A 16045-nucleotide genomic window follows, 5' to 3' on the forward strand; every position below is an offset into this window, starting at 1 on the left:
CGCTTTCGCGGGGACGACGTGGCGGCTTAGGCGGCGCGTTGCTGGCTGAATTGCGTCAGCAAACGGGCTTTTTCGGTGCGGAAGGTGGCGACGGCCTTTTCCTTCACGTGGCCGAAACCGCGCACTTTTTCCGGCAGGCCGGCCAGTTCGACGGCGACGGTGTGGTTTTCCGGCGTCAGCTTGTCCATCAGCACGACGACCAGCTCGCGGTACTCGGCGATCAGCGCGCGCTCCATCTTGCGCTCTTCGGTGTAGCCGAAGACGTCGAACGCACCGCCGCGCAGGCCCTTGAACCTGGCCAGCAGCTTGAACGCGCCCCACATCCACGAGCCGAATTCCGCCTTGACCAGATGGCCCTTGGCATCCTTCTTGGCGAACATCGGCGGCGCCAGGTTGAACTTGACCGAGAAGTTACCCTCGAACTGCTGCTTCAACTGCTCGACGAAACGGCCGTCCGTGTACAGGCGCGCGACTTCGTATTCGTCCTTGTAGGCCATCAGCTTGAAGTAGTACTTGGCGACGGCGGTGGACAGCTTGTTGCCCAGGCCAAGCGCCGTTTCCTTGGCGCGGACCTGCGACACCAGCTGCTCGTAGGTCGAGGCGTAGGCGGCGTTCTGGTAGGCGGTCAGGAACTCGACGCGCTTGGCGATGACGTTCTCCAGGCTTTGCGGCATCTGCACGATGATCGCTTGGGCAGGCGTGGCGACGCGCTCGACGCGCTTCAGGTCCACGGCGGCGCGGCGGCCCCACAGGAAGCTCTTCTTGTTCGACGCGATGCCGACGCCGTTCAGTTCAATCGCGCGCAGCAGCGATGCTTCCTTCAGCGGGATGCGGCCTTTCTGCCATGCGTAGCCGAGCATGAACAGGTTGGCGGCGATCGAGTCGCCCATCAGCGCGGTGGCCAGCTTGGTGGCGTCGATGAAATCGGCGGCGCCGGCGCCGACCGATTCCTCGATCAGCGCGCGCACTTCTTCCACCGGATACTGCCAGTCGGCGTTCTGCGCGAAGGTGCCTGGCGGCTGCTCGTGCAGGTTGATCACGGCCAGCGTGCGGCCCGGGCGCATCTTCGAGACCGCGTCGGCGGCGCCGGCGGTCAGCATGTCGCAGCCGAGGATGACGTCCGCTTCGCCGGTGGCGATGCGTTGCGCGCGCAAGTGGGCAGGGGTCTTCGCGACTTTGACGTGCGAGGTGACCGAGCCGTTTTTCTGCGACATGCCGGTCATGTCCAGCACCGACGCGCCTTTGCCTTCCAGATGCGCGGCCATGCCCATCAGGGCGCCGACGGTGATCACGCCGGTGCCGCCGATGCCGTTGATCAGGATGTTGTACGGCTGCTCGCACGACGGCAGCACAGGTTCCGGCAGGGCGCCGAAACCGTCGTCGCTATTGTCCTTGGTGACGCCGGTCTTGGTCTTCTTCAGCGCGCCGCCTTCGACCGTGACGAAGCTCGGGCAGAAGCCCTTCACGCACGAGTAGTCCTTGTTGCACGACGATTGATCGATGGTGCGCTTGCGGCCGAATTCCGTTTCCTTCGGCAGGATCGACGTGCAGTTCGATTGCACGCCGCAGTCGCCGCAGCCTTCGCAGACGGCTTCGTTGATGACCATGCGCTTCGCCGGGTCGGGGAATTCCCCTTTCTTCCGGCGGCGGCGCTTCTCGGCCGCGCAGGTCTGGTCGTAGATCAGCACCGATACGCCGCCGATCTCGCGCAGCTCGCGCTGGACCGCGTCCATGTCCTTGCGGTCGTGCAGGCTGACGATGGACGGCAGCGCGCTGCGGTCGGTGTAGCGGTTCAGGTCTTCGGTCACCAGGGCGATGCGCTTGACGCCTTCAGCGGCCATCTGCTGCGCGATCATCGGCACCGAGGTGATGCCGTCCACCGGCTGGCCGCCCGTCATGGCGACGGCGTCGTTGTAGAGGATCTTGTAGGTCATGTTGACCTTGGCCGCCACCGCCGCACGGATCGCCAGGTAACCGGAGTGGAAATAGGTGCCGTCGCCGAGGTTCTGGAACACATGCGGGATCTTGGAGAACGCGGCCTGGCCGATCCACGGCGCGCCTTCACCGCCCATGTGCGTGGTCAGCTTGTTGAACTCGGGGTAGATCGAGGTCGCCATCACGTGGCAGCCGATGCCGGCCAGCGCCAGGCTGCCTTCAGGGACTTTGGTCGAGGTGTTGTGCGGGCATCCGGAGCAGTAGAACGCTGGACGGAACGGCGTGCTGATGGCTTTCTTCAGCACCGCGTCCTTGGCGTCGAGGAAGGTCAGGCGGGCCTTGATGTGATCGCAGGTGACCGGATCGGAGATCAGGCGCGCTACGCGCGAAGCGATCACGCGCGCCACTTGCGAGACCGAGAAGTCGGCCTTGGACGTCAGCAGCCATTCGCCGCGCGGCGCGACCCATTCGCCTTTTTCATCGAACTTGCCGATCACGCGTGGACGCACGTCGTCGCGCCAGTTGTACAGCTGTTCCTTCAATTGATATTCGACGATCTGGCGCTTTTCCTCGACCACCAGGATCTCGTCCAGGCCCTGCGCGAATTCGCGCACGCTGTCCGGCTCCAGCGGCCATGGCATCGCGACCTTGAACAGGCGCAGGCCGACGTCGGCCGCCATCTTCTCGTCGATACCCAGTTCTTCCAGCGCTTCCAGCACGTCCAGGTAGGATTTGCCGGAGGCGATGATGCCCAGCTTGGCGTTCGGGCTGGTGATGGTGGTGTGATTCAGCTTGTTCTCGCGCGCATAGGCCAGCGCTGCGTAGATCTTATAGTCCTGCATCAGCGCTTCCTGGTTGCGCGCCTGCTGGCCCAGCGGGATGCTGGACAAGCGCGCATTCAGGCCGCCTTCGGGCATGACGAAATCGTGCGGGATCTTGACTTCGACGCGGAACGGATCGGCGTCGACGGAGGCCGACGATTCGACCGTGTCGGCCAGCGCCTTGAACGCCACCGTGCAGCCGGAGAAGCGCGACATGGCCCAGCCGTGGATGCCGAGGTCCAGGTATTCCTGCACATTGCATGGATACAGGACCGGGATCATCGAGGCCGAGAACAGATGGTCGGACTGGTGCGGCAGCGTCGACGAATACGCGCCGTGATCGTCGCCCGCCACCAGCAGCACGCCGCCGTGTTTCGAGGTGCCGGCGTGGTTCATATGCTTGAAGACGTCGCCGCAGCGGTCCACGCCCGGGCCTTTGCCGTACCACATGGCGAACACGCCGTCGTACCTGGCTTCGCCGATCAGGTCGACCTGCTGCGAGCCCCACACGGCGGTCGCCGCCAGGTCCTCGTTCACGCCGGGGACGAACTGCACATGATGCGCTTCCAGGTGGGGCTTGGCCTTCCACAGGTTTTCATCCAGGCCGCCCAGCGGCGAGCCGCGGTAGCCGGAAATGAAACCGGCCGTGTTCAGGCCCGCTGCTTCATCGCGCACGCGCTGCATCATCGGCAGGCGCACCAGCGCCTGTATGCCGGAGAGGAAGATGTCGCCCTTGGTTGCTGTGTATTTGTCGTCGAGGCTCACGGTCGTGAGTCGGGATGCGGCGCTGTCGTCCGGTGCGGACATTGCAGGGCCGTTTGCCGTGATGTTATCTGGCATGGCGGTGTCTCCGTTTTTGGTATCAGATCGCGCCCAAGCTTGGTGGCGCCGGGTAGGCGCGCCAGGATCAGGCCATAAGCCGCATGGTTAGCGGTGGTACAGATATTTTAGGCTTAAAAAATCTGCTTTGGAGCGAAGTATGAGCGCTGCTTGACGTATACGGAAATACCGTTTGCCGATGGGGGTATAAGAAAAACTGATGGCCTAGCCGATCGCCTTGGCGCCCGGCCAGGTGCCGCCCGCGCACAACTGCGCGCTGACCTGCTGCACCAGCCGGCTGACCGCCGCCGCCGCATTGGTCAGCGGGATGTTCTTGGATGCGCATAAAACAACAGTGCGCGAGATCGCCGGGCTGTGGATGGGCTGGGCGCGCAGGGTGCCGCGCTCCAGTTCGTCCAGTACCGGCGCCGACGGCAGGATGGTGGCGCCCATGTCGGCCAGCAGCGCGGACTTGAGGATGGCGATGGAATTGATTTCAATGACATTGGCCAGCGCCAGGCCGGCCGCGCGCGCCACGCTCTCGATGCGCGGCCGCACGCCATGCTGCAGGCCGGGCAGGATCAGCGTGGTGCGCAACGCCCGTTCCAGGGTAAGTGAATGCTCACCTTGCGCATAGGCCGCATCGGTGCGGCAGATGAAACGCAGTTCTTCCTCGACCAGCGGCGTGGTGGCGAACTGCGCCAGCTGGCCGTCGTCGAACAGCACGGCCAGGTTGACGCGGCCGGACTTGAGCTGCTCGGCCAGGTTGCCGGTCAGTTCCTCGGTCAGCTGCAGCGTGATTTCCGGGTATTGGGCGCGGGCCGCGGTCAGCAGCGGCAGGGCCAGCGCGCCCGAGATGCTGTGGGGCAGTCCCAGCGTGACGCTGCCGCTGGGCCGTTCGGCCGATTGCGCGACGGCCGAGCGGGCGTCGGCCACCTGCTTGAGGATGGCTTGCGCGTGCTCATAGAAGATCTTGCCGGCGTCCGTGCTGAGCACGCCCTGGGCGGAGCGGTGCAGCAGCTGCACGCCCAGTTCCTCTTCCAGCTGGCGCAGCTGTTGCGTCAGCGCCGGTTGGGCGATGTGCAGCACCAGCGCGGCGCGCGACAGCGAACCGTGGTCGACGATGGCAACGAAGTAGCGAAGTTGGCGTAATTCCATGTAGAAAAAATGTGCTACATCAATAAGTGGGCGGCGGTGTTAGCATAGACAAACAAGCCGTGGCATGTGTAAATCTAATCCCGGCAGGAAACTATTTGTTATACTTCTACCAGCACGCTTCCGCTGCCGCAGTCTCTCTTTGTGGGTATCCGTATGTTAAAGAAAGTCGACTCTTCCCAGCTAAAAGTAGGCATGTACATACATGACCTGAGCTGCGACTGGATGACCCATCCGTTCGTACGGAACCGTTTCCTGCTGTCCAGCGAAGATGAAATCCGCAAGATCCACAACGCCGGCATTCACGACGTTGTCATAGACAGCTCCAAAGGCCTGGACGTGCAGGATGCACCCACCTTGGCCGAAGCGCAAGCAGCAACCGAGCGTGAGATCGTGGAAATCGTCGCCAAGGCGCCGGTCGTCACCCGCGTCTCGCTGGGCGAGGAGATGAAGCGCGCGGTGCAGATCCGCCACCAGGCATCGACGCTGGTGCGCACCGTGATGCAGGATGCCCGCCTCGGCAAGGCCATCGAACTGGACCAGGTGCAGCCGGTGGTGCAGAACATCACCGAATCCATCCTGCGCAACCCGGGCGCGCTGGTCGGCCTGCTGCGGATCAAGAACAAAGACGATTACACCTTTTTGCACTCCGTTAGCGTCTGTACGCTGCTGGTTGCATTTTGTCGCTCGCGCAATATCCCGGCCGACATTACCCATCAGGCCGGGCTCGGCGGCCTGCTGCACGACACCGGCAAGGCGCTGGTGCCGGACGCCATCCTGAACAAGCCGGGTCCGCTGACGGATGAGGAATTCGCCATCATCAAGCGCCATCCGCAGGACGGCTACAACATCCTGCGCCAGTCGCCGGACGTCGGCCCGATTCCGCTGGACATCACGCTGCACCACCACGAGCGGCGCGACGGCAGCGGCTATCCGGACAAGCAGGGTGGCGACGATATCAGCGAATTGGCGCAGATGGCGGCGATTGTCGACGTGTACGACGCCATTACGGCGGACCGCTGCTATCACAAGGGCATGTCGGCGGCGGCGGCGCTGCGCAAGATCTACGAATGGAGCAAATTCCACTTCAACCCGCAGTACGCGCAGGAATTCATGCGCTGCGTGGGGATTTATCCGGTCGGCACGATGGTGTTGCTGGAGTCCGGGCGCCTGGGTGTGGTAATCGAACCACACGAAACCAATCTGCTGGCGCCCAAGGTCAATGTTTTCTTCAATACCAAGAAGAATCTCTACATCAAGCCGGAAACCATCGATTTGTCGCGTGGACTGGGCTTTGGCGGCGGCGACAAGATCGTCGGCCACGAGTCGGCAGCCAAGTGGAACGTCGATCCCATGCGTTTCCTGACCCTGGCCGAAGCCTGAACCCCGGAAATCAGAAGAATTCGGCGGTATCGTTGGATTCGATGGTCTGCAGCAGGCCGCCGGTGACCAGTTCGTCGTAGTGGCAGGCCAGGTTGCGGCCGTGGCTTTTCGCGTAGTACAGCGCCTGGTCGGCGTGTCCCAGGATGATCACCGGCGCCTCCAGCGCGCTGATGCTGACAAAGCCCACGCTCACCGTGACCTTGCCCACTTGCGGGAAGTCATGCGACGCCACGTTCATGCGGAAGCGGTCGATGATCTTCTTGGCGTTGTCCAGGGTGGTCGAGCGCAGCAGGACGACGAATTCCTCGCCGCCGAAGCGGAACACGCGGTCTTGCGCGCGGAACGAGGAGGTGAGCAGGTTGGCGATCAGGATCAGCACCTCATCGCCGTATAAATGCCCGAATCTGTCGTTAACGTGCTTGAAATGGTCGACATCGACCACGGCCAGCCATTGTTTTTCCTCGTCGCTGTGATGCCGGCGCTCGGCTTCGCCCGGCAGCGTGATCGAATCCTGCTCGGTGCTGGCGGCCAGCATCTTGGCCAGCTGGTCGTCGAAGGTCTTGCGGTTGAGCAGGCCGGTCAGCGAATCGCGTTCGCTGTAGTCCAGCAAGTTCTGGAAATTGCGGTAGACGCTGACGATGCCACCGATGACATGGATGGTATCGCTGGTGTACGGCGTCGGGTTGACGATTTCCAGGCAAGTGTCCGCTTTGTCGCCCAGCCAGATCGGCAGCCACAGCGTGTGCTCGCCCGCTTCGTTGGCGATATCGGCGCCGGATTCGTGGCGGACAATGCACTGCGCCAGCGCGGGGATGCGCTCGATGGGGATGCCAGGATTGTGCAGGTCGGACGTGTCGACCATGCGGGCCGCTTCGCCGGCGCTGATGATGGCGCGCGGCCGGACGAAAATCTTCCCTCTCACGGTGGCCAGGGTCAGCACGCGGACCTGATTGGCGCGGGCAAGCTCCTGCACCGCCGAGATCACCGAGATGTCGAGCATCGTATGATCGCGGTGACCGGTCATGTCCACCATGTGTTTCAGTAGGGAATCCATTTTCTTCTCTGGAAAATAATCACACAAGCATTGCGTCCGCCACGTTTTTGTTCACGCCTATCAAGCCAATATCTTTGATAGTCAGGCGCACTGTGAAGCTTGAACACGGGGCCTTTCCAAAGAACAGCTAAGCAGGATAATAGCTTTTTGCAATCAAGGCAATTCATGTGTGCGAAAAAGAACTTCCATTGCCATTGAATGCGACCTTTTTCCGACAGCTGTTTCCGGCCGCACATGGTTTCCAGCGTACTAGCATGAAAACTGATGCAGTTTGACATAAGCCAGCGGCCACGTGTGTCCGGCTGAGATATTTTCATCATAGCGCATAAAATAATTCCACATGGAAAACTTGCGTCACGTCAACTCTCCCATTGCCCCCGGTCCGTATAGTGACCCCAATGGCGCGGTAACGGCGGCACAGCATCAGCCGGCCGCCCGCGCCAGGGGTTTTTTTATGACTCAACCTGGGAGTACATCATGAACTCGCTTATTGCAGCAGCAAAGGGGTTTGCACGCGACGAGGACGGCATCACGGCCATTGAATACGGCCTGATCGCGGCAACGATGGTGGCCGCCGTGGTCACGGCGTTCGGCTTTCTGACGCCGGCGCTGGGCACGGCGTTCCAAGCCATCGCGACCCGCATCACGACGCCGTAAGGCGGCGGGCTTTCCAGTCGCGATCGGGCTGGAAAGCCTTTCGACGGAGACATGCCATGTTCAACGCCATCGAAGTGATTCTGATTTGCCTGGTTGCGCAAGCGGCGGTGACCGATCTGGCGATGCGCAAGATTCCCAATGTGTTGATCCTGAGCGGCTTGTTGCTGGCGCTGATACTGCACCTGCTTGGCGGGCCGCATTGGGCGCCCGTGTCGCAATGGCTGGCCGGCTCCCTGGCCGGCTTTTTTTTATTCCTGCCGTTGTACCTGCTGCGCGGCATGGCCGCCGGCGACGTCAAGCTGATGGCCATGGTCGGCGCCTTCAGCGGGCCGCTGGCGGCGCTGCAGATCGCCGTGCTGTCCTACCTGATCGGCGGCCTGATGGCGCTGCTGATGCTGCTGTTGAGCGGCCGCTGGCGCGACAGCGGCCGCAACCTGGCGCAGATCTGCACGCCGTTGCTGCTGCGCCTGCTCGGCATGCCGCTGCTGCCGGTGCCGCTGGCGCCGTCCGCCAGCGTCGGCGGCATTCCCTACGGCCTGGCGATCGCGCTCGGCACCGTCGGCGTGGTGGCGTGGGGGCATCGCTGATGCAAGACGGCGACTCTCTTGCTGCATGTCAATGTACCCCAAGCACGGCCCGATAAACTTGATTCCTCAGCGTAACAAATTTCTCTGCGGAGATGATCATGCTTGCTCTAGAACCACCATCGCCTTATACGCAGCCGCTCGATGCCGAGCCGGACGACGTGCTGCCGCCGCAGCCGAAATCGGTGCGCGATACCGGCCTGCCGCAGCAACTGATCGTCGAGCTGATCGCCAAGGCGATGTACGTCGGCGGCAAAACCCATCTGCCGGTGCTCACCGCCAGGCTGCACCTGTCGATCAACGTGCTGCGCGAAGTGCTCGATTTCATGGTGAGCGAACACGTGGCCGAAGTGGCGTGGCGCGGCGAGTCCGACATCGACGTGCAGTACCAGCTGACCGGCGCCGGCAAGCAGCGCGCCAGCGCGTGGCTGGAGCGCTGTCCCTACGTCGGCCCGGCGCCCGTCACGCTGGAGGCCTACCGCGCGATGGTCGAGCGCCAGGCCGGCCAGGCGCAGCAGCCGTGCGCCGATGAACTGGCCGCCGAATTCGCCGACGACTTCCTGGCGCCGGCCGTGCAGCGCATGCTGGGCGCGGCGATGTATTCGGGCCGCACCATGCTGCTGTACGGCCCGTCCGGCGGCGGCAAATCGCTGCTGGCGCGCCGGCTGGGCGCCCTGCTGCCGGGGCTGATCGTCGTGCCGCACGCGCTGGTGGTGGGGCAGGACATCGTCCAGGTCTACGACCCGGCGCTGCACTGCCCGCCGCGTGGCCTGCCTCAGCGCCAGGCGCGCCAGCTGCAGGAACGGCGCAGCAGCGATCCGCGCTGGGTATTGTGCGGTCGGCCGGTGGTGGCGCTGGACGCGGAACTGGATGCCGACATGCTGGATCTGCAGCTGGATAGCCACAGCGGCTGTTATCGCGCACCGCCGCAGCTGAAGGCCAACAACGGCCTGCTGATCGTCGACGACCTCGGACGCCAGCGCATGCCGGCGGCCGAACTGCTGAACCGCTTCGCGCAGGCGCAGGAGCTGGCGCGCAGCCAGTTGTCGCTGGCCGGCGGCTATCACTTCAACGCGCCGTGCCGCATGCGGCTGGTGTTCGCCACCAGCGCGGCGCCGGAGTCGTTGCTCGACGCCGCAGCCCTGCGCCGCGTCGGCTACAAGGTGCCGGTGGGGCCGCTCAGCGCCGCCAACTACCGCACCCTGTTCCGCCAGCAGTGCCTGAGCAACGGCGTGGCCTACGACGATGCGGCGTTGCGCCATCTGCTCGACGAACTGCACGCGGGCAGCGGCCTGCCGTTGCTGGCCTGCTATCCGCGCGAGATCATCGGCCGCATCGCCGATTTCGCCGGCTTCATGGGCGAGCCCGCGCGGCTGTCGATCGCCACGCTGGACCAGGCCTGGATCAGCATGTTCGCCACCTGCGACACGCTGCCTGGCGGCGCCGGCCAGCTGGAGGCGCGGATAGCATGAAGAACCGGCGCGCACTGTTGATGATGGCGCTGGCCGTCGTGTTCGGACTGGCGGCGGTGGTGCTGGCCTCGCGCTGGCTGCTGCGGCAAACGCCAGGCTCCTCGAACAAGATCGTGGTGGCCGCGGCCGACGTCAGCCTGGGCCAGCGCCTGACGCCGGAGATGCTCAAGCCGCTGGACTGGCCGGCCGACAGCCTGCCGCGCGGCGCGCTGACCGACGCCGCCAAGCTGGTCGGGCGGGTGCTGAAAACCAGCGTGCTGCGCGACGAGCCGCTGAGCGAAGCCAAGCTGGCGCCGGCCGGCACGCTGGGCGGACTGTCGGCGTTGATCTCCGAAGGCAAGCGCGCGATCACGGTGCGCGTCAACGACGTGGTCGGCGTGGCCGGCTTTGCGCTGCCGGGCAATTTCGTCGACATCATCGTCAATACGCAGTCGGCCGGGGGCGGCAGCGAGAATGCGATTTCGAAGATCGTGCTGGAGCGGATACTGGTGCTGGCGGTGGCGCAGGAAGTGGGGCGCGACGAGACCAAGCCGCGCGTGGTCAATGCCGTCACGCTGGAGGTGACGCCGGCCCAGGCCGAGAACCTGGACCTGGCGCGCAGCGTCGGCACCTTGTCGCTGGTGCTGCGCAACCAGGTCGATCCGCGCCCCGGGGTGACGGACGGCGCGACCAAGAGCACGCTGCTCGGCGCGCACGCAGCGCCTGCCGCCCCGGCGCCCGCGCAGACGCCGCTTGAACCTGCCGCGCCCCCGAAACCGCGCGCGCAACTGGCATCGGCCACGCCACGCGCCTGCATCGGCGTCATCGCGGGCGTGCAACGCACGCAGGAATGCTTGTGAGCCGGCCATGGACCCACGCCCACACGCCGCGCCGCCAGGCCGCATCGCGCGCATTCCGCAGCACGCACGGCGCGCTTGTTCCTGCGCGCTGCTGGCACTATTGATTCCGGCGCTGCCGCTGCATGCGGCGGCGCCCGTTGCCTCGCCGGCGGCGGGCGACAGCGGCGGCCTGCGCTGCAGCGGACAGGCGGCGGCACCGGGCGGCATGTCGCTGCAACTGGGGAAGTCCACGCTGATGCGCATGCCGGAAGCGGTGCAGGCGCGCAGCGTCGGCAATCCCGCCGTGCTGCAGGCGATGCTGGTGGCGCCCGATACCTTGTATGTGGTGGGCGTCGACATCGGCAGCAGCAATATGATCGTGCAGGGCCGCAGCGGCTTGTGCAATGTGATCGAAGTGGTGGTCGGCATCGACCCGGGGGCCCTGCAGCAGTCGCTGGCGGCACTGATGCCGGAGCAAAAGGACATCCACGTCAGCGCAGCCGGCGACACGCTGGTCCTCAGCGGCATGGTGAGCGATGCGCAGGCCGCATCGCGCGCACTGGAGCTGGCGACAGCCTTTGTGCGCCGTCCCACGCAGGCGCTCGATACCGCCAAAGGGGAGAAGGCCGCCGCCGCGCCGTCCGCCGCAGCGCAGCCGTCGACCGCGCAAGCCGCGCAGGCCGGCACGCGCATCGTCAACTTCCTCAACATCAGCGCGCCGCAGCAGGTCATGCTGGAGGTGAAGATCGCCGAAGTCTCCAAGTCGCTGCTGGACAAGCTTGAGTCCAACCTGGCGCTGCGGTTCGGCGGCGGCAGCTGGGCCACCGCGCTGACCTCGAATTTTTTAAGCGGCACCTTGAAAGGCCTGCTCACTGTCGGCAAGGCCACCGGCGACAATTTCGCCCTCGGTGCCGACAAGCAGGATGGCCTGGTCCGCATCCTGGCCGAACCGACCGTGATGGCGATCAGCGGCCAGGAAGGCAGCTTCCTCGCCGGCGGCAAGATCTTCGTCCCGGTCGCGCAGGACAACAACAAGGTCACGCTGGAGGAAAAGGAGTTCGGCGTCGGCCTGCGTTTCACGCCGACGGTGTTGGCGGGCGGCCGCATCAACCTGCGCGTGGCGCCGGAGGTCTCCGAGCTGTCGCGAGAAGGCATCGGCATCTCGGCGGCGGGGTTCTCGGGCGGTTCCATCCTGCCGCTGATTACCACGCGTCGCGCCGCCACCACGGTGGAGCTGTTCGACGGCCAGAGTTTCGCCATCGGCGGCCTGATAAAAAACAACCAGACCACCAACATCCACGGCCTGCCGATCCTGGGCGAGCTGCCGGTGCTGGGGGCGCTGTTCCGCAGCACAGACTTCCAGCAGGACCGCACCGAGCTGCTGTTTGTCGTCACCCCCCGCCTGGTGCAGCCGCTTCCGGCCAACTACAAGCTGCCTACCGACAGCGTCGCCACACCGAGCCGCGCCCGGCTTTTCCTCGGCGGCCAGATGGAAGGTCCGCCGGTCCTGGGTGCGGAACGCAAATAACCAAGGAACCATCATGCGATACCCACTCTACCTGCTGGCGGCGGCGACGCTGTCCGGTTGTACTTCCGCCGTGGTCCAGACCACCCCGCAATGGGACAGCCATTTCGGCGCCGACGTGCGCGTCGCGCTGGCGCAGCAGACCATCCGTCCGGATGCGGGCCGCAACGCCGATCCGGTGGCCGGCATGGACGGCCGCGCGGCGCGCTCCGCCTATGAGCGCTATCAGAAAGCGTCCAGCGAGCCGGCGCCGCAGCCGTCCAGCTTCACCATCGGCGTCAGCGGCGCGAAGTAGGGGCAGGACATGAAAGCACTGATGATCAGTAGTGACGCCCTGCTGCACGCGGAAATCGCCGCGCAAGGTTCGTCGCGCATGCCGGCGGTACAACTGGTGGCGTCGCGCAGCGGCCTGCGCGACGCGGTCGAACGTACGCTGCCGGAAGCACCGCAGCTGGTGGTGTTCGACGCCAGCGACGTCGAGCCGGACGAGGGCGACCTGGTCGAGCGCCTGAGCAAGCAATATCCCACGGCCTCCTTCATGCTGCTGACGCGCGAGCCACAGCAGGACCTGCTGATACGCGCCATGCGCGCCGGCATGCGCGAGGTGCTGCAACTGCCGCTGGTGTACAGCGCCTTCCATGAGGCGATGGACCGCATCGAAGTGGCGGCGGGCGTGAGCGAGATGCGCGACGGGAAGGTGCTGGCCTTCATCTCCTGCAAAGGCGGCAGCGGCGCGACTTTCCTGTCGACGAACTTCGGCTATGCGCTGGCCGCGCTGGCCGACAAGAAGGTGCTGCTGATCGACCTGCACGGCCAGTTCGGCGACGCCACGCTATACGTGTCGGACCAGAAGCCGGCGATGACACTGTCCGACATCTGCGCGCAGATCAGCCGCATGGACGGCTCTTTCCTCGATTCCTGCCTGGTGCACGTGGCTTCCAACTTCGGCGTGCTGGCGGCGGCGGACGATCCCAATCGCGTGGTCGACATGAAGCCGGAGCATATGGACACCATCCTGCGCGTGGCGCGCCAGCACTACGACTACATCGTGCTCGATGTCGGCCGCCAGATCGACGCCATCTCGCTGCGCGCGCTGGACCAGGCGGACACCATCTACCCGGTGCTGCAACTGGCGCTGCCCGACATCCGCGACGGTCGCCGTTTGCTGGACATTTTCCGCTCGCTGGGCTATCCGAGCGACCGCACGCGCCTGATCGTCAACCGCTACGAAAAGGGCGGCAAGCTGCGCTTGATGGACCTGGAGCAGGCGCTGGGCGCGGACGTGGTGCACACGGTGCCCAACGATTACCTGTCGGCGACCGACTCGGTCAACCAGGGCATACCGGTGCTGCAGCTGTCGCGCAGCAGCACGGTGGCACGCAGCCTGGCGGAGCTGGTGGAGCTGGTGACGGCGCGCCGCGTCTCGGAAAGCAAGGGCCTGTTCGACCGGCTGTTCGGCCGCAACGATCACGATTAGCAGGGGAGATGAGATGAGCTTACGCGAACGCCTCGCCACCGCGGATGACGGCCGCCAGGGCAGCAACGGTCCGCCGGGACTGGCGGCGGCCGCCTACCAGGAGCTGAAGAAGAGCATGCACCAGACGATACTGGACCGCATCGACCTGGAGCGGCTGAAGCGGCTGACGCCGGAGCAGTTCAAGCACGAGCTGGCGCTGCTGGTCCAGCGCATCATCGAGGAAGAGCGCATCGTGCTCAACCAGCACGAGCGCCACAGCCTGGTGCTCGACATCCAGCACGAGATGCTGGGCTTCGGTCCGCTGGAGCCGCTGCTGGCCGATCCCGGCGTGTCGGACATCCTGGTCAACACCTGCAGCAAGGTCTACGTCGAGCGCGCCGGCAAGCTGGAACTGACCGATGTCACCTTCAACGACAACGCGCACCTGATGAAGATCATCGAGAAGATCGTTTCGCGGGTCGGCCGGCGCGTGGACGAATCGAGCCCGATGGTCGATGCGCGCCTGCCGGACGGCTCGCGCGTCAACGCCATCATCCCGCCGCTGGCGATCGATGGGCCGATCCTGTCGATACGGCGCTTCGCGGTCAATCCGCTGACGGTCGAGAACCTGCTGGAATACCGCAGCCTGACGCCGCCGATGATGCAGGTGCTGCAGGCGCTGGGCCAGGCCAAGATCAATATCCTGATCTCCGGCGGCACCGGATCCGGCAAGACCACCATGCTGAACGTGATCTCCGGCTTCATCCCCGCGCACGAGCGCATCGTCACCATCGAGGATGCGGCCGAGCTGCAGATGCGGCAGCCGCACGTGGTGCGGCTGGAGACGCGGCCGCCGAATATCGAGGGCAAGGGCGAGGTGAACCAGCGTTCGCTGGTGCGCAACGCGCTGCGCATGCGGCCCGACCGCATCATCCTGGGCGAGGTGCGCGGCGCCGAGGCGCTCGATATGCTGCAGGCGATGAACACCGGCCATGAAGGTTCGCTGGCCACTATCCACTCCAACACCCCGCGCGACGCCTTGTCGCGGCTGGAGAACATGGTCGGCATGGCCGGCGTCAACCTGACGCCGCGCGCCACGCGCCAGCAGATCTGCTCCGCCGTGACGGTGGTGATGCAGGTGTCGCGCCTGACCGACGGCACGCGCAAGCTGGTCAGCCTGCAGGAGGTGACCGGCATGGAAGGAGAGGTGATCGCCATGCACGAGATTTTCCGCTATGAGCAGAAGGGCGTCGATGCGAGCGGCGCGGTGCAGGGGAGTTTTTACGCGACCGGTGTGCGGCCGCGCTTTGCCGACCGGCTGCGCATGTTCGGCGTCGCGGTGCCGGACTCCGTGTTCGACCCAGACAAGATCTACGAGTAGCCGCCATGGATGTCATCTTCACCGCATTTACGGTGTTCCTGTTCGCCGCCGTGATCCTGATGATCGAAGGCGCCTGGCTGTGGTGGTCGGGCGCACACGGCAGCGCCGCGCGACGCATCGGCAAGCGGCTGCGTTTGATGGCGGCCAGCGCCGACGGCGGCAGCGAGCGGATCGACATCCTCAAGCGCCGCACCTACAGCCGCAACCCGGCGCTGGAAAAACAGCTGCGCCGCATCGCCCGCCTGGCGCTGCTGGACAGGCTGCTGCTGCAGGCGGGCGTGCGCTGGTCGGTGGCGCAGTTCCTCGGCGGTACGCTGCTGATGCTGGCGATTGGCCTGCTGCTGCCGTGGATGTCCGGCATGCCGCTGGTGCCGGCCATCGGCACACTGGCGCTGGCGGGGGGGCTGCCCTTGATAATGCTGATGCGCGCGCGCCGCGCGCGCCTGCGCAAGCTGGAGGAACAGCTGCCGGAGGCGGCGGACTTTCTCGGCCGCGCACTGCGCGCCGGCCATTCCTTCGCCAACGTGATGCAGATGGTGGGCGAGGAGATGCCGGAGCCGATCGCCGGCGAATTCAAGTTCGCCTACGAGGAGGTCAACTACGGCGTGCCGATGAACGAGGCGCTGCACAACCTGGCGCTGCGCGTGCCGCTGACCGACCTGCGTTACCTGGTGATCGCGGTGCTGATCCAGCGCGAGTCGGGCGGCAACCTGGCCGAAGTCTTCGGCAACATCAGCCGGCTGATACGCGCGCGCCTCAAGTTGCTGGCGCAGGTGCGGGTGATGTCCGCCGAGGGCCGCATGTCGGCCTGGATACTGGGCCTGCTGCCGCTGGGCGTGCTGGCGCTGATGGCGTTGTCCAATCCTGCCTACGTGCGCGTGCTGTGGACCGATCCCGTCGGCGTGCGGCTGATGTGGTACGCGGTGGCCATCGCCGGTGGCGGCGTGCTGTGGATGCGCAAGCTGATACGCATCCGTATCTGAAT

General features: G+C 65.2%; 13 protein-coding genes. 10 read left to right on the forward strand and 3 right to left on the reverse strand.

What is annotated here, in order from left to right; translation table 11 throughout:
• Positions 1-26: 26 nt before the first annotated feature.
• The gene (locus tag ACEN9F_RS19895) at positions 27-3596 is read right to left on the reverse strand and encodes an indolepyruvate ferredoxin oxidoreductase family protein (protein WP_413422578.1); all 3570 of its coding nucleotides are present in this window, start codon (positions 3594-3596) and stop codon (positions 27-29) included.
• 204 nt (positions 3597-3800) lie between these two features.
• The gene (locus tag ACEN9F_RS19900; RefSeq protein ID WP_413422580.1) at positions 3801-4733 is read right to left on the reverse strand and encodes a LysR substrate-binding domain-containing protein; all 933 of its coding nucleotides are present in this window, start codon (positions 4731-4733) and stop codon (positions 3801-3803) included.
• 153 nt (positions 4734-4886) lie between these two features.
• Between ACEN9F_RS19900 and ACEN9F_RS19905 the strand changes: the two genes are divergently transcribed.
• Positions 4887-6113, forward strand: coding sequence for an HD-GYP domain-containing protein (locus ACEN9F_RS19905; RefSeq protein ID WP_413422581.1), 1227 nt, complete (start codon positions 4887-4889; stop codon positions 6111-6113).
• 10 nt (positions 6114-6123) lie between these two features.
• Here ACEN9F_RS19905 and ACEN9F_RS19910 read toward each other — a convergent pair whose 3' ends face one another.
• Entirely contained in the window at positions 6124-7167 is a 1044-nt protein-coding gene (locus ACEN9F_RS19910; protein WP_413422583.1) for a GGDEF domain-containing protein, read from the reverse strand.
• A 477-nt stretch (positions 7168-7644) separates the two neighbouring features.
• Between ACEN9F_RS19910 and ACEN9F_RS19915 the strand changes: the two genes are divergently transcribed.
• The 9 genes from ACEN9F_RS19915 (at position 7645) to ACEN9F_RS19955 (ending at position 16043) form a co-directional block, all read left to right on the forward strand.
• On the forward strand, positions 7645-7824 hold the full coding sequence (locus ACEN9F_RS19915) for a Flp family type IVb pilin (RefSeq protein WP_413422585.1): 180 nt from the start codon (positions 7645-7647) through the stop codon (positions 7822-7824).
• Between the two features lie 56 nt (positions 7825-7880).
• Positions 7881-8411, forward strand: coding sequence for a prepilin peptidase (locus ACEN9F_RS19920; RefSeq protein ID WP_413422587.1), 531 nt, complete (start codon positions 7881-7883; stop codon positions 8409-8411).
• A gap of 98 nt (positions 8412-8509) precedes the next feature.
• Positions 8510-9880, forward strand: a complete 1371-nt coding sequence (locus ACEN9F_RS19925; RefSeq protein ID WP_413422589.1) for an ATP-binding protein — start codon at positions 8510-8512, stop codon at positions 9878-9880.
• A complete protein-coding gene (gene cpaB, locus ACEN9F_RS19930; RefSeq protein ID WP_413422591.1) occupies positions 9877-10719 on the forward strand; it encodes a Flp pilus assembly protein CpaB in 843 nt (280 codons plus the stop codon). The genes ACEN9F_RS19925 and cpaB overlap by 4 nt, the downstream gene beginning before the upstream one ends.
• 7 nt (positions 10720-10726) lie before the next feature.
• Positions 10727-12226 carry a type II and III secretion system protein family protein gene (locus ACEN9F_RS19935; RefSeq protein ID WP_413422593.1) on the forward strand — a complete coding sequence of 500 codons (1500 nt, stop codon included), beginning with the start codon at positions 10727-10729 and terminating at the stop codon, positions 12224-12226.
• 13 nt (positions 12227-12239) lie between these two features.
• Complete coding sequence (locus ACEN9F_RS19940) at positions 12240-12518, forward strand: hypothetical protein (RefSeq protein WP_413422595.1); 279 nt, start codon at positions 12240-12242, stop codon at positions 12516-12518.
• A 9-nt stretch (positions 12519-12527) separates the two neighbouring features.
• Positions 12528-13700, forward strand: a complete 1173-nt coding sequence (locus ACEN9F_RS19945; protein WP_413422597.1) for an AAA family ATPase — start codon at positions 12528-12530, stop codon at positions 13698-13700.
• Positions 13701-13713: 13 nt separating this feature from the next.
• Positions 13714-15060 (forward strand): CpaF family protein, encoded by a 1347-nt coding sequence (locus tag ACEN9F_RS19950; RefSeq protein ID WP_413422599.1) that lies wholly within the window; start codon positions 13714-13716, stop codon positions 15058-15060.
• Between the two features lie 5 nt (positions 15061-15065).
• Positions 15066-16043, forward strand: a complete 978-nt coding sequence (locus ACEN9F_RS19955; RefSeq protein WP_413422601.1) for a type II secretion system F family protein — start codon at positions 15066-15068, stop codon at positions 16041-16043.
• Positions 16044-16045 lie beyond the last annotated feature (2 nt).

The organism is Duganella sp. CT11-25 (assembly GCF_047302815.1).
GTDB lineage: Bacteria > Pseudomonadota > Gammaproteobacteria > Burkholderiales > Burkholderiaceae_D > Rugamonas.

Bases quoted from the DNA above. Each gene is read 5' to 3' on its own strand.
- ACEN9F_RS19945 (WP_413422597.1), top strand. From the start codon at position 12,528: ATGAAAGCACTGATGATCAGTAGTGACGCCCTGCTGCACGCGGAAATC.
- ACEN9F_RS19900 (WP_413422580.1), bottom strand. From the start codon at position 4,733: ATGGAATTACGCCAACTTCGCTACTTCGTTGCCATCGTCGACCACGGT.
- ACEN9F_RS19950 (WP_413422599.1), top strand. From the start codon at position 13,714: ATGAGCTTACGCGAACGCCTCGCCACCGCGGATGACGGCCGCCAGGGC.
- ACEN9F_RS19925 (WP_413422589.1), top strand. From the start codon at position 8,510: ATGCTTGCTCTAGAACCACCATCGCCTTATACGCAGCCGCTCGATGCC.
- ACEN9F_RS19955 (WP_413422601.1), top strand. From the start codon at position 15,066: ATGGATGTCATCTTCACCGCATTTACGGTGTTCCTGTTCGCCGCCGTG.
- ACEN9F_RS19935 (WP_413422593.1), top strand. From the start codon at position 10,727: ATGGACCCACGCCCACACGCCGCGCCGCCAGGCCGCATCGCGCGCATT.
- ACEN9F_RS19920 (WP_413422587.1), top strand. From the start codon at position 7,881: ATGTTCAACGCCATCGAAGTGATTCTGATTTGCCTGGTTGCGCAAGCG.
- ACEN9F_RS19940 (WP_413422595.1), top strand. From the start codon at position 12,240: ATGCGATACCCACTCTACCTGCTGGCGGCGGCGACGCTGTCCGGTTGT.
- ACEN9F_RS19910 (WP_413422583.1), bottom strand. From the start codon at position 7,167: ATGGATTCCCTACTGAAACACATGGTGGACATGACCGGTCACCGCGAT.
- ACEN9F_RS19895 (WP_413422578.1), bottom strand. From the start codon at position 3,596: ATGCCAGATAACATCACGGCAAACGGCCCTGCAATGTCCGCACCGGAC.
- cpaB (WP_413422591.1), top strand. From the start codon at position 9,877: ATGAAGAACCGGCGCGCACTGTTGATGATGGCGCTGGCCGTCGTGTTC.
- ACEN9F_RS19905 (WP_413422581.1), top strand. From the start codon at position 4,887: ATGTTAAAGAAAGTCGACTCTTCCCAGCTAAAAGTAGGCATGTACATA.
- ACEN9F_RS19915 (WP_413422585.1), top strand. From the start codon at position 7,645: ATGAACTCGCTTATTGCAGCAGCAAAGGGGTTTGCACGCGACGAGGAC.